Source organism: Streptomyces sp. NPDC058092 (assembly GCF_042884935.1).
GTDB lineage: Bacteria > Actinomycetota > Actinomycetes > Streptomycetales > Streptomycetaceae > Streptomyces.
Window position 1 is genome coordinate 113,544 of record NZ_JBHVSY010000022.1, and the last position, 18,293, is coordinate 131,836.

The 18,293-nt window shown below is 70.0% G+C and carries 17 protein-coding genes and 1 tRNA gene; 5 read left to right on the top strand and 13 right to left on the bottom strand.

Annotated features, from left to right (window positions below):
* The first annotated feature begins 118 nt into the window (after window positions 1-118).
* Both ACFVV1_RS30240 and ACFVV1_RS30245 read left to right on the top strand, forming a co-directional pair.
* Window positions 119-628 (top strand): hypothetical protein, encoded by a 510-nt coding sequence (locus tag ACFVV1_RS30240; RefSeq protein ID WP_389995626.1) that lies wholly within the window; start codon window positions 119-121, stop codon window positions 626-628.
* A gap of 123 nt (window positions 629-751) precedes the next feature.
* Window positions 752-1,216 carry a DUF6221 family protein gene (locus ACFVV1_RS30245; RefSeq protein WP_389995629.1) on the top strand — a complete coding sequence of 155 codons (465 nt, stop codon included), beginning with the start codon at window positions 752-754 and terminating at the stop codon, window positions 1,214-1,216.
* 95 nt (window positions 1,217-1,311) lie between these two features.
* Here the strand turns inward: ACFVV1_RS30245 and ACFVV1_RS30250 are convergent, their stop codons facing one another.
* The 10 genes from ACFVV1_RS30250 to ACFVV1_RS30295 all read right to left on the bottom strand — a co-directional run bounded on the left by ACFVV1_RS30250 (window position 1,312) and on the right by ACFVV1_RS30295 (window position 13,573).
* Window positions 1,312-1,779 (bottom strand): hypothetical protein, encoded by a 468-nt coding sequence (locus ACFVV1_RS30250; RefSeq protein WP_389995632.1) that lies wholly within the window; start codon window positions 1,777-1,779, stop codon window positions 1,312-1,314.
* 345 nt (window positions 1,780-2,124) lie between these two features.
* A tRNA-Thr gene (locus ACFVV1_RS30255) sits at window positions 2,125-2,202 on the bottom strand.
* 364 nt (window positions 2,203-2,566) lie between these two features.
* Window positions 2,567-3,466 (bottom strand): TrmH family RNA methyltransferase, encoded by a 900-nt coding sequence (locus ACFVV1_RS30260; protein ID WP_389995635.1) that lies wholly within the window; start codon window positions 3,464-3,466, stop codon window positions 2,567-2,569.
* 102 nt (window positions 3,467-3,568) lie between these two features.
* Window positions 3,569-4,831 carry a uroporphyrinogen-III C-methyltransferase gene (gene cobA / locus ACFVV1_RS30265; RefSeq protein WP_389995639.1) on the bottom strand — a complete coding sequence of 421 codons (1,263 nt, stop codon included), beginning with the start codon at window positions 4,829-4,831 and terminating at the stop codon, window positions 3,569-3,571.
* 257 nt (window positions 4,832-5,088) lie between these two features.
* Entirely contained in the window at window positions 5,089-8,448 is a 3,360-nt protein-coding gene (cobT, locus tag ACFVV1_RS30270) for a nicotinate-nucleotide--dimethylbenzimidazole phosphoribosyltransferase (RefSeq protein WP_389995641.1), read from the bottom strand.
* A 332-nt stretch (window positions 8,449-8,780) separates the two neighbouring features.
* Window positions 8,781-10,019 (bottom strand): precorrin-6y C5,15-methyltransferase (decarboxylating) subunit CbiE, encoded by a 1,239-nt coding sequence (cbiE, locus tag ACFVV1_RS30275; protein WP_389995644.1) that lies wholly within the window; start codon window positions 10,017-10,019, stop codon window positions 8,781-8,783.
* 107 nt (window positions 10,020-10,126) lie between these two features.
* The gene (locus tag ACFVV1_RS30280) at window positions 10,127-10,804 is read right to left on the bottom strand and encodes a GNAT family N-acetyltransferase (RefSeq protein WP_389995647.1); all 678 of its coding nucleotides are present in this window, start codon (window positions 10,802-10,804) and stop codon (window positions 10,127-10,129) included.
* Window positions 10,805-10,907: 103 nt separating this feature from the next.
* On the bottom strand, window positions 10,908-11,774 hold the full coding sequence (locus ACFVV1_RS30285) for a MetQ/NlpA family ABC transporter substrate-binding protein (protein WP_389995650.1): 867 nt from the start codon (window positions 11,772-11,774) through the stop codon (window positions 10,908-10,910).
* A gap of 72 nt (window positions 11,775-11,846) precedes the next feature.
* Window positions 11,847-12,518 carry a methionine ABC transporter permease gene (locus ACFVV1_RS30290; protein WP_389995653.1) on the bottom strand — a complete coding sequence of 224 codons (672 nt, stop codon included), beginning with the start codon at window positions 12,516-12,518 and terminating at the stop codon, window positions 11,847-11,849.
* The gene (locus ACFVV1_RS30295) at window positions 12,515-13,573 is read right to left on the bottom strand and encodes a methionine ABC transporter ATP-binding protein (RefSeq protein ID WP_389995655.1); all 1,059 of its coding nucleotides are present in this window, start codon (window positions 13,571-13,573) and stop codon (window positions 12,515-12,517) included. Before ACFVV1_RS30295 ends, ACFVV1_RS30290 begins: the two co-directional genes overlap by 4 nt.
* A gap of 593 nt (window positions 13,574-14,166) precedes the next feature.
* Here ACFVV1_RS30295 and ACFVV1_RS30300 point away from each other — a divergent pair.
* On the top strand, window positions 14,167-14,526 hold the full coding sequence (locus ACFVV1_RS30300; protein WP_389995658.1) for a hypothetical protein: 360 nt from the start codon (window positions 14,167-14,169) through the stop codon (window positions 14,524-14,526).
* Window positions 14,527-14,528: 2 nt separating this feature from the next.
* A complete protein-coding gene (locus ACFVV1_RS30305; protein WP_389995660.1) occupies window positions 14,529-14,966 on the top strand; it encodes a hypothetical protein in 438 nt (145 codons plus the stop codon).
* Between the two features lie 37 nt (window positions 14,967-15,003).
* On the opposite strand, the gene ACFVV1_RS30310 is transcribed toward ACFVV1_RS30305, so the two are convergent.
* The 3 genes from ACFVV1_RS30310 to ACFVV1_RS30320 form a co-directional block, all read right to left on the bottom strand.
* Window positions 15,004-15,507, bottom strand: coding sequence for a GNAT family N-acetyltransferase (locus ACFVV1_RS30310; RefSeq protein ID WP_389995663.1), 504 nt, complete (start codon window positions 15,505-15,507; stop codon window positions 15,004-15,006).
* 36 nt (window positions 15,508-15,543) lie between these two features.
* Window positions 15,544-16,110 carry a sigma-70 family RNA polymerase sigma factor gene (locus ACFVV1_RS30315; RefSeq protein ID WP_389995666.1) on the bottom strand — a complete coding sequence of 189 codons (567 nt, stop codon included), beginning with the start codon at window positions 16,108-16,110 and terminating at the stop codon, window positions 15,544-15,546.
* Window positions 16,111-16,203: 93 nt separating this feature from the next.
* On the bottom strand, window positions 16,204-17,382 hold the full coding sequence (locus ACFVV1_RS30320) for a glycerophosphodiester phosphodiesterase (RefSeq protein WP_389995668.1): 1,179 nt from the start codon (window positions 17,380-17,382) through the stop codon (window positions 16,204-16,206).
* A gap of 234 nt (window positions 17,383-17,616) precedes the next feature.
* On the opposite strand from ACFVV1_RS30320, the gene ACFVV1_RS30325 reads away from it, so the two are divergent.
* Window positions 17,617-18,288 carry a lysophospholipid acyltransferase family protein gene (locus ACFVV1_RS30325; protein ID WP_389995671.1) on the top strand — a complete coding sequence of 224 codons (672 nt, stop codon included), beginning with the start codon at window positions 17,617-17,619 and terminating at the stop codon, window positions 18,286-18,288.
* The last annotated feature ends 5 nt before the right edge of the window (window positions 18,289-18,293 follow it).

Consider the following 18,293-nt stretch of genomic DNA (forward strand, 5'->3'; position numbering starts at 1 on the left):
CGGCCCCGATCGCCAACCACCCACACATCCCCGGAACTTGACGCAGCCCTGACCCGGCATGTCCATATCCGTGGTGGTTGGCTTCCCTCGAACCGTACAGCGCCGGTAGAAGTGGTGCATGAACCTGAACTCCGCGGTATCGGTCGCATTGATCGCCGCAGTTGTATCCATCCTGGGAACACTACTGACGGTCCGCGCCACTACCCGGACCAACCGCAACTCGGTGGTTCAGACTCAAATTCAAGAGATCCTCAAGAAGAGGATCGAGTTGTACCCTCAAATTTGGAAGACATGTATCCGCTACGAAGTGAACTGGGAATTCACCAACCAGGACAAGACCCGTGAGTGGGCCGAGCGGTATGCTCAGGAACTTAACGAGTTCAATCTTGAGTGCGGCGTCTTCTTCTCCCAGGCTGTTTACAAGAAGTTCTTCGATTTGCGTGAGCTACTCCACCAAGCCATCGATGAAACACCTCCCGGTATCAAGGTCTCGCGCCGTCTCGTTGACGGTATACGGGGGAGCTTCTACGGTGACCACGTCAAGAGCCCAGGGTTGTCCACCCTCCTGAAAGATGACCTTGGTAGCTACCAAGACGCGCTCCTCGCACGTCGCAGTGAAGGGCGCTGAGATTCTTCGAAGTGGTTGAGGCCTCGAGCGGTGGGTAGCAAGTAGCGGAACGTCTGGATTGCCCGTCCGACTGAACTCCGGGCGAAGCATCGGATCCTGGAGGTCACACCCTTGGTCCACCTCGTGGAATTTCTTCAAACCCGGCTCGACGAGCAAGAGGCGCGCGCACGCGCAATGCCCAAGGGCCCGTGGACGTGGCGGGAAAATGGCCTGGCCGGCGAGGAGGGCTGGGTGCTCCATTCCGTCGGCAGTGATGCGCGGATTCACCGCTCGGCCGGTTGCGACTCATACCTTCAGGACATCCAGCGACCCCGTGTCCTCGCTGACATCCGCTCCAAGCGGCGACTGCTGGAGCTGCACGCTCATACGGTTGTGGAAGCCGAACGGGGGTCCGCAGGCATAGAGCAGCACTACAGGCGACGGCGACGGGCTTCCAGCGCCAGGCGCTCGCAGTCGGGCGCATACGATGTCCACTGTGCCGTCTGTGGCTGGGCAAGCGACGATCCGACATCTGGCTGCGAGACCCTAAGAATCCTCGCGCTGCCGTACACAACTCACGCCGACTACAGCGACGAGTGGAGGCCGTAGCCCGCCGCGTGGCGGAGGCCCCGCCACGCCGCCCCGCGTGCCCCCTCTGCGGGCACACTTGCTGTGCCACGGGACTACGAGCGGCCCGCCAGCCGTCAGGGCTGCGTCAAGATCCGTGGATGTGTAGGTGGTTGGCAATCGGGGCCGGTAGGGGCGGGGATCTCGGTCGCCAGGTCCAGGACATGTGAGGCGGTGTGGCCGTCGCCGTTCAGCGTCGCGTACTTACCGGCCTGCGCGGCAGCCATCACTAGCCGGCCCGCCACCCCCACAGGCAGTACGACGGTGCGGGCGTCGACTCGTACCGGCCGCACCGCATACACATGCTCGGCACCCTCGCGGCCAGGGTCCGCGGCGGCGGCGATCGCCTCAGCAACCGGCTCCGGCCGGACCAGGTGGAGCGCCTCCTCCTGATCCACGCCCATCCGCTCGGCAACCGAGCGGACCATCAGCGCCACCACGTCGCGCACAGCCCCCGGCTCGACCTCGACACCGCGCGTCAACAGCACCGCGCTCGTCTGGGCGACGATCGCCTTGAACTCCACGCTCTGCTGAATATCCGGCACCTCTCCAGCCTACGGATTCATCCTTGTCGGAATGCGACAACCCGACAGGCCACCGCAGCGCCCTGCGCACCGGGCCATGAGCGGTCTCGTTCCACCTGCCGGACGCTCTCCCGTGTCTGCGACCGCTACAGAAGCGCCCAAGGAAAGGGACCTAAAACGGCCTTCCGCCGCGCACGCCGTGCGCTCCCCGGGAACAGCCCGTTGTCCTTCCCCTGTCCTGATGCGCTCCCCTCGCGCTCCCCTGACCCTGCGGAGCCGTCCTCCGGCCGGACCGGAGGAACCACAAGGCGCAGAAAAAAGAAAAACCCCAGGTCACGGCGAGTGAGTCCTGGGGTTAATCCGAGCCGCCTTCGGGATTCGAACCCGAGACCTACGCATTACGAGTGCACCAGCCCCAGACCACCCACACTCCGCCGCAGACCCCCTCCTACCTCACCGCAGTTGCAGACTGCGGGATGGAGCGACAGCCTGATTTCACATCGACCCGACCCAGCTCAGAGGCGTCATCCGCCCTTTCGCTCCAGGGACTTTTCAGGGACTTTCAGCGCTGCCCGAGGGACTTTCGAGGGACTTTTTGTCGCCCAAAGCAGCAACCTACTGAAAGACCGGAAAGGGCCTCCGACGCAGGTCAGAGGCCCTTTCAGTGGCAAAACCGCTGGGAGCGGCAGACGAGTCGGGCTGTACGCCGGGAACAGTCCTTCCGGGGGCAGCGACCTGGTGTCTTCCCTGTCCAGCACCTCGGAACGCCGCAGCAGGCGGGCTCATGATCCTCATCTTCCGAGGTCAGTCATACCTCGGTCGGCCGGGTGGCGTAGAAGGCGACAGCTGAGGCAGCGGCCACGTTCAGGGAGTCGACACCGGCATCCATCGGGATGCGTACATGCTCGTCGGCAGCCAGTAGCGCTCCGGCCGACAACCCCTCCCCCTCCGTGCCCAGCATCAGGGCAAGCTTCTCGTAACGGCGACCGGCGAGCTCGTCGAGAGTGATGGACCTCCCCGAGAGGCAGAGGGCCGCGAGCACGAAGCCGTGCTTCCGGACGACATCGGCGTCACGCGGCCATGCCTCAAACCTGGCGTACGGGACCGCGAGGACAGCCCCCATGGACACCTTCACGGCCCGCCTGTAAAGGGGGTCGGCACAGCGCGGGGTGAGGAATACGGCGTCCACTCCCAGAGCCGCCGCATTGCGGAAGGCGGCACCCAGGTTGGCGTGGTCAACGATATCCTCGAAGATCGCAATACGACATTGACCAGCACGCTCTTGTAGACCCAAAGGCAACACCGCGCCGATGTTGGTGTGGTCGTTGACGGCCTCCATGACGACCACCCGGCGGGTCGTCGCCAGCAGTTCGTCGGCCGTCGGCAGCGGTTTGCGCTGCATCGAGGCGAGGGCGCCGCGGTGGACGTGGTAGCCGGTGACGCGTTCGGCGAGTTCGGGGCTGACCGCGTACACCGGGGCCGGGACCTCGTCGATGACGTCGCGCATGAGGTCGACCCACTTCGCCGAGAGCAGCATCGAGCGCATCTCGTACCCGGCGTGCCTGGCGCGTCTGATCACCTTTTCGCCCTCGGCGATGAAGAGGCCCTCGGCGGGCTCACGCCTGCGCCGGAGTTCGACATCGGTCAGTCCGGTGTAGTCGCGCAGGCGGGGGTCGTCGGGGTCGTCGACGGTGATGAGATCGGCCACGGGTTCGATACTGCCTTGTCCGGTGTGTGATGCCAACGGCTTGGGGGAAGATCTGTTACCGCTGGTTACTCGGTGGGTGCGGGCGGCGGGCGCTCGGGCCGGTTATTCGGCGGTCGGCGGTGCGGCGCTCGTGCCGACGGTGACGACGTCGCCGATAACGATGACGGCCGGGGGGCGTACGTCCTCGGCGACGGCCCGTTCGGCGACGGTCGCGAGCGTCGCGTCGACCCGGCGCTGGGCTGCCGTGGTGCCCTCCTGGACCAGGGCGACCGGGGTCTCGGGGGCCTTGCCGTGGGCGATGAGGGTACGGGCGATGGCGCCGATCTTGTCGACGGCCATCAGGAGCACGAGGGTGCCGCGCAGCTTGGCGAGGGCCTGCCAGTCGACCAGCGAGCGTTCGTCGTCGGGGGCGACATGGCCGCTCACGACGGTGAACTCATGGGCCACACCGCGGTGGGTGACGGGGATGCCGGCAGCGCCGGGCACGGAGATCGAACTGGAGATGCCGGGGACGACGGTGCAGGCGATGCCTTCGGCGGCGAGCGCCTGGGCCTCCTCCATGCCGCGGCCGAAGACGAACGGGTCGCCGCCCTTGAGCCGCACGACGGCCTTGCCCGCCTTGGCGTGCTCGATGAGCGCCTGGTTGATGGCCTCCTGGGCCATGTAGCGGCCGTACGGGATCTTCGCGGCGTCGATCACCTCGACGTGCGGCGGGAGTTCGTCGAGCAGGTCGCGCGGGCCGAGGCGGTCGGCGATGACGACGTCGGCCTCGGCGAGAAGGCGGCGGCCGCGCACCGTGATCAGGTCCGGGTCACCGGGGCCGCCGCCGACCAGGGCGACGCCGGGGGTCCGGGTGCGGTGGTGGGGTGCGGCGAGGGTGCCGTCGCGCAGGCCCTCGACGATGGCGTCGCGGACGGCGGCGGAGTGGCGCGGGTCGCGGCCGTGGGTGTCGGTGGTGAGGACCGCGACGGTCACGCCCTCGCTGCGGCCGGTGGCCGGGGTCCAGGCCGTGGCGGCGTCGGCGTTGTCGCTGCGGACGCACCAGGTGCGGGTGCGCTCGGCCTCGGCGGAGGCGGCGTCGTTCGCCGCGGTGTCGTCGGACGCGATCAGGGCGTACCAGGCGCCGGCCAGGTCCCCGTCGGCGTACGGGCGGCGCTCCCAGCGGATCTCGCCGGCGTCGGCCATCGCCTCGACGGACGGGGTCGCGGCCGGCGACACGAGGACGATGTCGGCGCCCGCCGCGATGAGCGCGGGGAGCCGGCGCTGGGCGACCTGGCCGCCGCCGACCACGACGACTCGGCGTCCGCCGAGACGCAGTCCGACGGGGTACGCAGGGTGATCGGCGTGATCCGCGTGCTCGGCCATGGCGGTGCGGGCTCCTCGTGCAGGGGACGGAGTGCGGCGGCCGCTGCGGCGGTGGAGCGGCTGTGACGTGCGGGTTTGTGGGATGGGGTCAACGATACGGGGTGGGTGCGGGGGTGGGGCCGGGTGCGGGTGGGGGCGCCTGCGGCGGGCTTGTTCCCCTACCCGCCCCTTCCCGTGACCGGGGGCTCCGCCCCGGAACCCCGCTCCTCGATCGCCGGAGGGGCTGAAGGTGTCCGGGGGCGGAGATCCAGGCCTGGCTACTTCTCCGTGACGCCTGCCGAGTCGAACGTCGCCACCTCGTGCATCGCCCGCGCCGCGCTCTGCACGATCGGCAGCGCCAGCAACGCGCCCGTACCCTCGCCGAGGCGGAGGTCGAGGTCGACCAGTGGGCGCAGGCCCAGCTTGTTGAGTGCGGCGACATGGCCGGGCTCGGCGCTGCGGTGGCCCGCGATGCAGGCGGCGAGGGCCTCGGGGGCGATCGCCCGGGCGACCAGGGCCGCGGCGCCCGCGCTCACGCCGTCGAGGATGACCGGCGTACGGAGCGAGGCACCGCCCAGCAGGAAGCCGGCCATCGCCGCGTGTTCGAGGCCGCCGACCGATGCCAGGACGCCGATCGGGTCGGCCGGGTCGGGCTGGTGGAGTTCGAGTGCCCGGCGGACGACATCGACCTTGCGGGCGTGCATCTCGTCGTTGATGCCGGTACCGCGACCGGTCACCTCGGCCGGGTCCATGCCCGTGTACACGCAGATCAGAGCGGCCGACGCGGTGGTGTTGGCGATGCCCATCTCGCCGGTAAGCAGGCCCTTGTTGCCTGCCGCGACGAGATCGCGGGCGGTCTCGATGCCGACCTCGACGGCCGCCAGGACTTCTTCGCGGGTGAGCGCGGGGCCGGTCGTGAAGTCGGCCGTTCCGGCGCGCACCTTGCGGGGAAGGAGGCCCGGTGTCGCGGGCAGCTCCATGGCCACGCCGACATCGACCACGCACACCTCGGCGCCGACCTGGGCCGCGAACGCGTTGCAGACCGCGCCGCCGCCGAGGAAGTTGGCGACCATCTGGCCGGTGACCTCCTGCGGCCAGGCGGTGACGCCCTGGGCGTGCACCCCGTGGTCGCCCGCGAAGATCGCGACGGCCGCGGGCTCCGGGATCGGCGGCGGGCACATCCGGGAGAGCCCCGACAACTGCGCGGAAATGATCTCCAGCATGCCGAGCGCACCGGCGGGCTTGGTCATCCGCTTCTGGCGTTCCCACGCCTCGCCGAGCGCCTTGGCGTCCAGCGGGCGGATGTTGGAGATGGTCTCCTGCAGCAGGTCGTGCGGTTCCTCGCCGGGCAGGGCGCGGCGGCCGTACGTCTCCTCATGGACGACCCAGGACAGCGGGCGGCGCTTCGACCAGCCCGCCTGCATGAGCTCGGGCTCCTCGGGGAACTCGTCGACGTAACCGACACAGAGGTACGCGACGACTTCGAGGTGCTCGGGCAGCCCCAGTGCGCGGACCATCTCGCGCTCGTCGAAGAAGCTGACCCAGCCGACGCCGAGGCCCTCGGCGCGGGCGGCGAGCCAGAGGTTCTCGACGGCGAGTGCCGAGGAGTACGGGGCCATCTGCGGCTGGGTGTGCCGGCCGAGGGTGTGGCGGCCACCACGGGTGGGGTCTGCGGTGACGACAATGTTGACCGGGGTGTCGAGGATGGCCTCGATCTTCAGTTCCTTGAACTGCTTGGCCCGGCCCTTGGGAAGCGACGTGGCGTAGGCGTCACGTTGACGCTGTGCCAGTTCGTGCATCGAACGGCGGGTCTCCGCCGAGCGGATGACCACGAAGTCCCAGGGCTGCGAGTGGCCGACGCTGGGCGCCGTGTGCGCGGCTTCGAGGACGCGGAGCAGGACCTCGTGCGGAATCGGGTCGCTGCGGAAGCCGTTGCGGATGTCGCGGCGTTCGCGCATGACGCGGAGCACTGCCTCGCGCTCGGCGTCGTCGTAGCCGGGAGCGGGCGGGCCGGCGGGAGCAGCGGTCTCCTCGGACGCGGGCGCCTCGGGGGCTGCCGCCTCCTCGGCGAGGGGCTGGGCCTCGGGCCGGGGCTCGGGCTGGACGGACTCCACGGCCGTAACTTCCGCGGTCTCCGTGGGGGCCGTGATGTCCGGGGCGGCCGTGATGTCCGGGGTCTCGATGACCTCCGGGCCCGGCTCCGGCTCGGACTCGGGCAGAACCTCGGCCTCGGGTGCGGTGACCGTCTCAGGAGCTTCGGCGGTCTCGACGGCTGCCACGGCCTCGGCGGTACCGGACTCGGCGGGCCGGACCGGCTCCATGACGATCGCGACCCGCTCGGGTTCGGGCTCGGCCTCCACGGCCTGCTCCACCACGGGCGTCGGCGCCAGGTGCGGAGTCGTCGGCACCGACCCCTCCACGGGCACGAACCGGCCCATGGAAGCGGCTTCCACGGCCTCCTCCGGTGCGGCCTCCGCAGGCGCGGTCTCCACCGACGCGGTCTCCACCGACGCGGTCTCCACCGACGCGACGGGGGCGACCTCGGTGGCAGGCGCCTCGGCGACAGCCTCGGCCGGAGCTTCGACGGCAACCGGCGCCGCATCGGCCACCGGCGCGCTCACGGCTTCCGGCGCCGCATCGACCACTGGCGCGACCTGCTCGGGCTGCGCCGCAGGTACCGGCTCGGCGACCGGGTCCGGGACGACGACCGGCTCCGGGACGACCGGCTCCGGGACGACCGTTTCTGCCGGCGCCGGGGCGACGACCGCCTCCGGCGCCTGGGCCGCCCACGGGCTTCCGCCCTGCGGCAGGATCTCACCGAGCTGCGGGCCCGGCAGTACGGCCGCCCCGTCGCCCGGCGTCTCGAAGTACTCGGGTCCGATCGTGGGCGGTCCGGCGTGCCGTGCGGGTGCCTGGGTCTGTGTCTGGGTCTGTGTCTGGGTCTGTGTCTGGGTCTGTGTCTGGGTCTGTGTCTGTGTCTGGGTCTGTGTCTGGGGCGCGCCCGCGGGTCCGCGGTCGGCGAGCGAGCGGACCACTCCGCCGGTCGGCGATCCGCCGTAGGTCGGCCCGCCGTCGGCCGCGACCGGACCGCGGTGCAGCGGTCGACGCACCGGGGTCTGGGGCTGCAGCTGGCTCTGGGCCGCCGGGGCGGGAGCCGGGGTGGGCGCGGGGATGCGTACGCCCCTCAGATCGACCGAACCGGAGTTGCGGCCACCGGACTCGTGCGTCCCCTGACCGGTCTCGGGCACGGGGCCGGGCGCCGCCTGCTGCGCGGCGTACGCGTCCGGGGTCTGGACCTGGACCTGACTCCGGACGGGTTCCTGCGCCTGTACCTGCACGGGCCCCTGGGGCTGCCCCGGAGCCTCGAAGGCGAGCTGCGGCTGGGCCTGGTAGGTGGTTTGTTCGGGCAGTGGTGCCTGCACGGCGACGCCGTCGGGGTACTGGCCGGGGGCCGGTACCGCCTGCGGGTCGCTCCAGGCGCCCTGGGGGCTCGGCATCAGCAGGAGATCGTCGTCCTCGGAGACATGCTCGGAGGGAGCGAGGTAGGTGTAGGCATCCGGGGCGGCGATGCCCGGCTGCTCCACCATGCCTGCGTTCTCCGGCAGTCCCTCACCCGGGATCTGGCCGGTGTCACTCATGCGTACCCCTCGCCCATCGTCAGTGCTCCTTCGGCCCTTCGCCCGGGACGCCCGAACACGGCACGCCGGCGCTCGTCAACAAGAACGAGCGGGCGCGCCGCGCGGCACGAAACGGTCGCGGACATACTGCATTCTCGCGGCCGTTCGCCGCCGCGGCAGCTCATTTCGCCACGGCCCGCTGTGGACTGCGCCACGTCGCGCACCCCCCGGTCTGCCGTACCACAACCGGGGCCAAAACGGTCCCCTTTTCCGGACATTGACGAACGAAGCGACGAACATCCAGGCGCGGTGCAACAATCGGCCAGCCTACCTCGCGCCGTACGCCGAACGGGTCACGGGGCGAGGTCCGAACGGAGTGCGGAGAGCAGGAACACGACCGAGCGTTCGCGCTCCGACCATGCGGCCGTGTCGAGTTCGACGGACTGGAGGAGCGAACACCGGACGGTGTATCCGTTCCCGGCGAGTGCCGCGCCGAGCGCCTCGGCCTCGTCGCGCGTGGAGGCATGGGTCACGATGCGTTCCGGCCGGCGTTCGGTGACTGCGGTGACGACGGGTACTCCGCCGCCTCCGATCCGTACGACGTCGGGCTCCGGCAGCCGCTCCAGGACATGCGGTGCCCGGCCCTCGACGACCTGGAGCTGGACACCGAAGGACCGGGCCGCCGCCGCGGTGCGGGCGCAGGCCGCCGGGTCGCTGTCGATCGCCAGGACCGCCGCCCCGAAGCGGGCGGCCTCCACGGCCAGGGCCCCGCTGCCGGAGCCGATGTCCCACAGGAGGTCTCCGGTGCGGGGGCCCAGGCGGGCCAGTTGGGCGGCGCGCAGCCCCGGGGACTCGCCCTCGCCGCTCTCGTCCCCGGCGTCGGTGGCGCCGCCCGGGTAGGCCTCCGGGGGCAGTGCCCAGCCACGTACGCCACGGGGGTAGGCGGGGTGGCGGCCGGCGATCCAGGCGCCGGTGGCCTGCGGTTCGGGGCCGCCGCCGATGACGATCACCACGTTGGGGTCGCGCCAGACGTGGTCGGCGGCGTTCTCGGAGGTGACGACGCTGACCTGTTCGCGCCCGGTGCCGAGTTCCTCGCAGATGACGAAGGTGCGGTGGACGCCTTCGAGGAGCAGGGCGAGTTCGGCGGGGCCCGCGCCGGGCGAGGTGAGGACGGCGACCTTGTGGTGGGCGCGGCAGACGTTGACGGCGCGGCGCAGGGTGCGGGGGTGGGCGACGACGACCTGGGCGTCCTCCCACGGCATTCCGGCACGGGCGAACGCGGTGGCGACGGAGGACACGGCGGGCACCACTTCGACTTCGAGGCCGTGTTCGGGTGCGCGGAGGTTGCGTACGACTCCGAAGAAGCCGGGGTCTCCGTCGGCGAGGACCACGGCGCTGCCGCGGTGGCCGGCGATCCGGCGGGCGGCCAGGTCGATGGAGCCCAGGCGGATCCGTTCGGCGTGCGCCGGGACCTCGGGGAGTGCCAGGTGGTGGGCGGCTCCGGCGACGAGCGTGGCAGCCGAGAGGGCGGCGGTGGCCGCTCCGGTCAGTGGCGAGCCGTCCCAGCCGATCACGGTGACCCGATCGGCCATCTGTCGTCAGTCTCCTGGAGTTGTCGCAGGTGGGGCTGCCCACGAAGGGCGGACAAAGCGAGAGTACCCGGGTCTGTACCGGCACGGTGCCGGGGCCCCTGTGGGGATCAGTTCCAGTCGTTGTAGGCGCCGTAGCCGCCCGCGTCGGCGAGTTGCTCGGCGACTCCTTCGAGATCCTCGGGGAGCAGGCCCCAGACGATCAGGTCGGTCCTGATGTCGGTCCAGCTGCCGTCTTCCGTCTGGGTGCGCGCTATGCGGGCGTTGCGCAGGACTCCCTCGCTGATGCATCCGAGCTTCTGGGCGACCTGCTGGGAGGCGGTGTTGTCGGCGGCGGTGCGCAGTTCGATGCGCTCGAAGCCCTGGTCGCGGAAGAGCCACTGGGCCAGCGCGAGTACGGACTCGGTGGCGTAGCCCTCGCCGCGTGCCCAGGGGGCGGTGATGTACGCGGCCTCGGTGGCGAGGGTGCGCCAGTCCGTGTTGCGCAGGCGGACCGAGCCGACGAGTCGCTGGGTGAGGAATTCGGTGACGGCGAAGACGATGCCGTCACCGGTGGTGCGCTGTGCGGGAGCGATCCTGCGGACCCAGCGTTCGGCGTCGACCTGGGTGTAAGGGTGGGGGGCCTCGGTCCAGGCGGTGACGAGTTCGTCGTTCATCATCTCGATGTACGCGGGGATGTCCGCCATGTCGAACGGGCGCAGCACCAACCGATCCGTGCTGATGGAGATGGACGGAAAGGTGGAAGTCATGCGCAGCTCCATGCCGAGGACCGTGTAAAGGCACAGCATGCAGCATCGGGCGGGCATTGTGCATGGGCGGGGCCCACGACGGAGCCCCGCGCACCCCGTGGTGGGGTGGGCGGGGCTCCGTCGGACAAATGCGGTGCGGGTGTCAGGACTTGGCCGCGGTGCCGAAGGCCGGGACGACCGAGCCCTGGTAGGTGTCCTCGATGAACTTCTTGACCTCGTCGGAGTGCAGGAGCTTCACGAGCTTCTCGACCCGGACGTCCTTCTCGTTGCCCTTCTTCACGGCGATGATGTTGGCGTACGGGTTGCCGTCGGCCTTCTCCAGCGCCAGGGCGTCCTTGGCGGGCTTGAGGTCGGCCTCGATGGCGTAGTTGCCGTTGATGACGGCGGCGTCCACATCGTTCAGGGCGCGGGGCACGGTCGCGGCCTCCAGCTCCTTGAACTCCAGGCCCTTCTTGTCGGTGATGTCGCTCAGCTTGGCGTCGGTGCCGACGCCGGACTTGAGGGTGATCAGACCGTTCTCGGCGAGCAGCTGGAGGGCGCGGCCCTCGTTCGTGGTGTCGTTGGGCACCGCGATGGTCTGGCCGGGCTTGATGTCGCCGATGGCCTTGACCTTCTTGGAGTAGAGGCCGAGGGGCTCCAGGTGAACGGTGCCGACGGAGACGAGGTGGGTGTTGTTCTTCTTGTTGAAGTCGTCGAGGTACGGCTGGTGCTGGAAGAAGTTGGCGTCGACCTGGCCGGTCTCGGTGGCGGTGTTCGGCAGGACGTAGTCGGTGAACTCCTTGACCTCCAGCTTGAGTCCCTCCTTCGCCGCCAGGTTCTTCTTGACGAAGTTCAGGATGTCGGCGTGCGGCGTCGGGGACGCGGCGACGACGAGCGCCTTGGAGGTGTCTGCCTTGGCACCGGTCTCGCTCTTGGAGGCCGGGTCGGACGACGTGCCGCAGGCGGTGAGGCCGAAGGCCAGGGCGGCGGTGGCGGCGGCAGCTGCGGTGATCTTGATGTTCTTGCGCACGAAAAGTGCCTCTTTCGGTGGTGAGGGTGGTGCGCCCGGACAAGGAGTTCGGGCTTGAGAGGAGAGGAGGTCTCAGGTGGTGGTGCGGCCCCGGCGGGCCAGCAGGCGTACGGCTCCGTCGCCGATCAGCTGGATCACGGTCACGATGACGACGAGCAGCGCGACGGTGATGAGCATGAACTGGTTGTCGAAGCGCTGGAATCCGTAGGTGACGGCCTTGGAGCCGAGTCCTTCGCCGCCGACCGCGCCGGCCATCGCGGAGTAGCCGATGAGCACGATGACGGTGGTGGTGACGCCGGAGACGAGCGAGGGCAGCGCCTGCGGGAGCAGCACCTTGCGGACGATCGTCGGGATGGATCCGCCCATCGACTGGACGGCCTCGACGAGCCCGTGGTCGACCTCGCGGACGGCTGTCTCGACGAGCCGTGCGAAGAACGGGATGGCGCCGACGGCGAGCGGCACGATCATCGCGGTCGGGCCGATGAAGGTGCCGACGACCCAGGTGGTGAAGGGGATCAGGGCGATCAGCAGGATGATGAACGGCAGCGACCGGCCGATGTTCACGATCACGCCGATGATCTTGTTGACCGGAGTGTTCCGGAGCAGTCCGCCCTTGTCGGTGAGGACCAGCAGGACGCCGAGCGGCAGTCCCACGAGGACGGTGACGACCGCGGACCAGAGCACCATGTAGAGGGTGTCGATGGTTCCCTGGGTGAGCAGCGGCTGCATTTCGGACCAGGTCACTTCGCCACCTCCTTGGTGAGCGGGGCGGGGGTCTGTGCGGGGATGGCGGCGTCGTGCTCCACGACCTCGGCCTGGAGGCCCTGTTCGCGCAGGAAGCCGATCGGGACGACGTTCTCCTCGAAGCGGCCGGGCAGTTCGATGCGCATCCGGCCGATCTGCTTGCCGCCGACGGTGTCCATCGCGGCGCCCAGGATCGAGATGTCGATGTTGTACGTACGGGAGAGCTGCGAGATCACCGGCTGGGTGGCGGCCTCGCCGTGGAAGGTGACGTCGACGACCGTGCGGTCGGGGCCGGAGGCCGTACCGCCGACGGGGAACAGCTCGTGGGCCAGTTCGGAGCCGGGGGTGGCGAGGAGTTCGCCGACGGTGCCCGACTCGACGATGCGCCCCTGCTGCATCAGCGCGGCGGAGTCGCAGATCGTCTTGACGACGTCCATCTCGTGCGTGATGAGCAGGACGGTCAGGCCGAGCTGCTGGTTGAGGTCGCGCAGCAGCTGGAGGATGGAGCGGGTGGTCTCGGGGTCGAGGGCGGAGGTCGCCTCGTCGGAGAGCAGCACCTTGGGGTCGCCGGCGAGTGCGCGGGCGATGCCGACGCGCTGCTTCTGGCCGCCGGAGAGCTGGCCCGGGTAGGACTTGGCCTTGTCGGCGAGGCCGACGAGGTCGAGGAGTTCGAGGGCCTTGCGGGCGCGGTCCTTGCCGGATACGCCGAGGATCTCCAGCGGGAGTTCGACGTTGTCCTGGACGGTGCGGGAGGCCAGCAGGTTGAAGTGCTGGAAGACCATGCCGATGCGGCTGCGTGCCTCGCGCAGTTCCTTGCCGGCCCGGCGGCCCCGGCCGGCGAGGGCGGTGAGGTCCTGGCCGGCCACGGTGACGGTGCCGGAGGTGGGGCGTTCCAGGAGGTTGATGCAGCGGATGAGGGAGGATTTTCCGGCGCCGCTCTGTCCGATGACGCCGTACACCTCGCCCTCGCGGACGTGCAGGTCGACGCCGTCCAGGGCAGTGACCTCGCGGTCGCGCGACTGGTAGACCTTCGTGAGGCCCGTAGTGGTGATCACAGGGTTTCCGTCACTGTCGAGTGCGCGGCGCGGTGTCCGCCGGGCACGGGGCATTCGTCTGATGAGACTGTCCGGGCGTTTCGATCGGATGTCCCGAGCGGGGGGTCCCGGCACGGCTGCGGGCGGCGGATGGCCGGGCAGCGGTGCTCGGGCAGGCTCGTTCCGCCAGGTGCGGACGGCTCGGGCTCGGTCTCGCTTCGGGGCGCGAGGATCGGGCGGGGGCCCTCAGAGGGTGCGCATTCGACACATACAACGAGCACCGGGCGTCGTGATCGCCTCGGTCGCAAGGATGCGGTCGCTCGTCGTGGTCATGCGGCAAGTAAAACAGACGTAACGTTCCGCCCGACCCGCCTGTCCGAATAGCGGACAGGCGTGGATGGTGGCGCGAGACAGTTCGGCCGTCCGTCAAAATTCCTCTTTCCAGGGCTGTGACCTGCACCGATACGACGGAAAGGGCATCGACGACGAATTCCGCGGCCGGCGCGGAGCGGTCGCGTGTTGTGGTCAAGGCCACGGTCCCACCCAGGTGCGGGCGGCGCCCCGGGTGCGGGGGCGCACGCAGGGGGCCGTGTGGTCCGTAATACCCTCGCCTCATGCTTGACGCCCTGACGGTCGCGGTCGCCGTGACCGCGCTCGCCCTCACCGCCTGGTGCGGATTCGCCGCCTACCGGGACCAGCCGACCAAGGACTGGCACTTCATCGGGATGGCCGTGGTCTCGCTGCTGGCGCTGGCCCAGCTGGTGGTGGGCATCGTGCAGCTGTCCCGGGGCGAACGGCCGGAGCAGGGCATGACGATCTTCATCGCGTATCTGATCGGGTCCTTCCTCGCCGTGCCCGCGGCCGGATTCCTGTCGCTCACCGAGCGGACCCGGTGGGGTTCGGTGACGGTGGCGGCGGGTGCGGTCGTGCTGGCCGTCCTCGAGGTACGGCTCTACGACATCTGGGGAAACTGACCGTGACCGACACCGATCGCACCCCCGCCGCTGCCACCGGTGAGAAGCGGCCCTTCGACCTCGGCACCGGTCCCGGCCGGGTACTGGTCTGGTTCTACGGGGTGTTCACCGTCGCGGCGGCCTCCCGCTCGATCGTCCAGATGATCCTGGACTTCGGCAGGGCGCCGCTCGCCTATGTGCTGTCGGCCGCCGCCGCCGTCGTGTACGGGTTCATCACGTACTCCCTGGTGCGTGGCGGCGAGAGGGCGCGCAGGTCGGCACTGGTGTGCTGCGCCGCCGAGCTCCTGGGTGTGCTGGTCGTCGGGACCTGGACGATGGTGGAGCCCTCGGCCTTCGCCGACGCCACGGTCTGGTCCGACTTCGGCATGGGCTATCTGTTCATCCCGGTGATCCTGCCGATCACCGGGATGATGTGGCTGCGCCGCGCGAAGAACGCGTAGGACGGGCGCGGGACGCACGGCGTACGCGCAACCGGTGCTACGCGCTCGCCACGTAGACGGGCGCGGTCGCGTCCTTCTCCAGCAGGATCATCCGGACACCGTCCTGGCTCACCTCGTTGCCCACGGGGGCGTAACCGGCCCGCCGGTAGAGGCGCAGGTTGCCCTCGCTGCGATGCCCGGTGTGCAGCCGGAAGCGGGTGGCCGACCGCTCGTCGGCGAGTCCCGACTCCGCGGCCCGCAGCAGCCGGGCGCCGAGGCCGTGCCCCTGGAGCCGCGGGTGGACGCAGAGCCTGCCGATCTGCCCGGCGCCGTCCTGATCGATGGATCCGCGGACCGAACCGACGACTTCGTCACCCAGCCGCGCCACGAACACCAGATTCGTGGCGATCTCGGCGCGCACCGAATCGAGCGTCTGGACGAGCGGGTCGATCCGGTAGTTCCCGTACAGCTCCGCCTCGGTCTGGAAACAGAGGTACTGAAGTTTCAAGATCTCTTCGGCATCCTGTGCCGTCGCCGCCGAGATGATCACACTCATGCCCATGTGCGCATGCCTCCGCCCACCTGATCCACCGGTTGTCTAACGCTCCTTTCCCCGCGGTTCAGGAGCGACAACCTCCGCCGCGAGCATTCTGCGCAGACATCCAAGGCATCGGGAACGGATCGGACCCAAACTCCCCTGTGACATACCCAACTGCCCTGCGATTTCCCGGTAGGTGGGGTCACCGGGCGCCAGCATCGCCGCCAGCAGCCGGGAGCAGCGGCCGGGCAGCCGGCCCACCGCGGCGTGCAGCGCCCGGCGTTCGTAGGCACCGACGGCGATCCGTTCGGGGCAGCCGGCCGGGTCCGCGGAGATCTCGTCGCGGTAGGGGCGTTCATGCCGGGCGGTGCGGCGGGCCCGGCGGGCCTCCGCCCGTACGGCGTTGCGCACCCAGCGCGCCGGGTCCGGCGGCGGTCCGTCCAGCGCGAGCCGCTCCAGCAGCCTCAGCCAGACGGCCTGTTCGAGGTCGGCGGGTTCGATCGCCGCGCCCGTCGCCGAGGCGGCCGCCTCGGCCGTGGCCTCGGCGCTCACCAGCGGATGGAGGATGCGGACGACGGCCGCGGGGGCGGCCTCGGTCCCTGCGGGGGCATGATCGAGAAGCGTCATGCCCCGGCCAACGCGCCGTACCGGCAGCCGGTTGCCGTACCCGGCGCGCACCACCCGACCGGGGCACGCCCCGGCCGGGTGCTGACGCCGGTCTCACTTCGCGGCGAAGTCCGCCGCGGCGAGAAGAGCGGTGTCCGGGTTGTCGGAGAAGATCCCGTCGATACCCGTCGCGAAGTACGCCTGGAACGCGCCGAACGCGTCACCGTACGCGGTGGGGTCCGTGCCGCGCCGGAAATCGGCGGGCAGGAAGGTGTTCTCGTTGCGCAAGGTGTACGGGTGCAGGACCAGGCCCTGGGCGTGCGCGTCCGCCACGAGGGTGGTGGGTGCGGTGAGCCGCCCCGAGGCGTCCTTGGGAATGATCAGGTCCAGGGTGGGTCCGATGCCCTGGGCGAAGGACGCCATCCACTTCAGGCCCTCGGGCCTCACCAGGTCGGCGACGGTGCGCGGATCGCCGGACGTGACGAAGTCCCAGGGGCGCTCGCCCGCGCCGGAGAGCAGGACGACGCGCGGAGTGGCGACGAGTCCGGCCAGGCGCTGGATGCTGCCGGGCTCGAAGGACTGGAGGATGAGCGGCGACTGCTTGCGGTGGCGGTTGTAGCGGCGCAGCAGCTTGGCGAGGGGCTCTTCGAGGCCGAGGCCGAGGCCCCGGAAGTAGGTGGGGTGCTTGGTCTCGACGTACAGCCAGACCGGCTTGCCGCGCCTGCGTCCCTCGCGGTCGGCCCAGCGCAGCACCTCTTCGAAGGTGGGGATCTCCCAGCGGCCGTCGTAGAGGGTGTTCTTCTGACGGGTGCCGGGGATGCGCTCCTTGGCCCGCAGTGTCTTCAGTTCGGCGAGGGTGAAGTCCTCGGTGAACCAGCCGGTGAGCGAGACCCCGTCGACCTTCTTCGTGGTCCTGCGGCTCGCGAACTCGGGGTGGGCGGAGACATCGGTGGTCGCGGTGATGTCGTTCTCGTGACGGCAGACGAGATGGCCGTCCTTGGTCGGCACCAGGTCCTGCTCGATGATGTGCGCGCCCATGTCGAGGGCCAGCTGGTAGGAGCCGAGGGTGTGCTCGGGCCGGTAGCCGCTGGTGCCGCGGTGCCCGATGACGGTGGGCACCGGCAGATCGAGGCGGAAGCCGTGGCCGCCCGGCCGTCCGTCGGTGTTCCCGGCCGCGTTCCCGGCGGCATCGGCCGGGCCGCCGGCCAGTCCGAGGGCGGCCGTGCCCAGTACGGCGGCCCCCGCACCGAGCAGGGTTCTGCGGCCGGGACCTGCCTGCGCGCGCTCTGTCATGAATGCTCCTCGCGTGTGATGTCTCGCACCTGTCGGGCGCGGCCCGAGCGTAGGCAGTCGTAACGTCTCAGGAGCAGCTCCTGGACGAACATGGCGGAAACACGCGTCAACACTGCGTATCCACTCGGTGAACCCGATGTGCGGTGAGCGAGAACCCGCGAGTATCGTCCTCACCTGCATGGACCGTCACCATCCCGCGCCTCGGCCGGCCCGGCCACTACACCGGAGGAACCGTTGTCCCGACACGCACTCATCAAGGCAGTGCTCGGACCGATCTTGCGCCTGATGTTCCGCCCCCAGGTGGAGGGCGTGGAGAACATCCCCGGGGACGGTCCGGTGATCCTCGCGGGCAACCATCTGACGTTCATCGACTCGATGATCATGCCGATCTGCTGCGACCGGCCGGTGTCCTACATCGGCAAGGACGAGTACGTGACGGGCAAGGGGCTCAAGGGCCGGGCGATGGCCTGGTTCTTCACGGGCTGCGGCATGATCCCGGTGGACCGGGACGGCGGCCGCGGCGGTGTCGCGGCGCTGATGACGGGCCGCCGGGTGCTGGAGGAGGGCAAGGCCTTCGCCATCTACCCGGAGGGCACCCGCTCCCCCGACGGCCGCCTCTACCGGGGCCGTACGGGCATCGCCCGGCTGACGCTGATGACGGGTGCGCCGGTGGTGCCGTTCGCGATGATCGGCACGGACAAGCTGCAGCCCGGTGGTACCGGTCTGCCCCGCCCCGGCAAGGTGACGGTCCGCTTCGGTGAGCCGATGGAGTTCTCCCGCTACGAGGGCATGGACCGCGACCGTTATGTGCTGCGGGCGGTCACCGACTCCGTGATGGCCGAAGTGATGCGGCTGTCCGGTCAGGAGTACGTCGACATGTACGCCACGAAGGCGAAGGCCGCGTGAGCTGA

Bases quoted from the DNA above. Each gene is read 5' to 3' on its own strand.
- ACFVV1_RS30240 (WP_389995626.1), top strand. From the start codon at position 119: ATGAACCTGAACTCCGCGGTATCGGTCGCATTGATCGCCGCAGTTGTA.
- cobA (WP_389995639.1), bottom strand. From the start codon at position 4,831: ATGGCCGAGCACGCGGATCACGCCGATCACCCTGCGTACCCCGTCGGA.
- cobT (WP_389995641.1), bottom strand. From the start codon at position 8,448: ATGAGTGACACCGGCCAGATCCCGGGTGAGGGACTGCCGGAGAACGCA.
- cbiE (WP_389995644.1), bottom strand. From the start codon at position 10,019: ATGGCCGATCGGGTCACCGTGATCGGCTGGGACGGCTCGCCACTGACC.
- ACFVV1_RS30280 (WP_389995647.1), bottom strand. From the start codon at position 10,804: ATGCTGTGCCTTTACACGGTCCTCGGCATGGAGCTGCGCATGACTTCC.
- ACFVV1_RS30300 (WP_389995658.1), top strand. From the start codon at position 14,167: ATGCTTGACGCCCTGACGGTCGCGGTCGCCGTGACCGCGCTCGCCCTC.
- ACFVV1_RS30310 (WP_389995663.1), bottom strand. From the start codon at position 15,507: ATGGGCATGAGTGTGATCATCTCGGCGGCGACGGCACAGGATGCCGAA.
- ACFVV1_RS30315 (WP_389995666.1), bottom strand. From the start codon at position 16,110: ATGACGCTTCTCGATCATGCCCCCGCAGGGACCGAGGCCGCCCCCGCG.
- ACFVV1_RS30320 (WP_389995668.1), bottom strand. From the start codon at position 17,382: ATGACAGAGCGCGCGCAGGCAGGTCCCGGCCGCAGAACCCTGCTCGGT.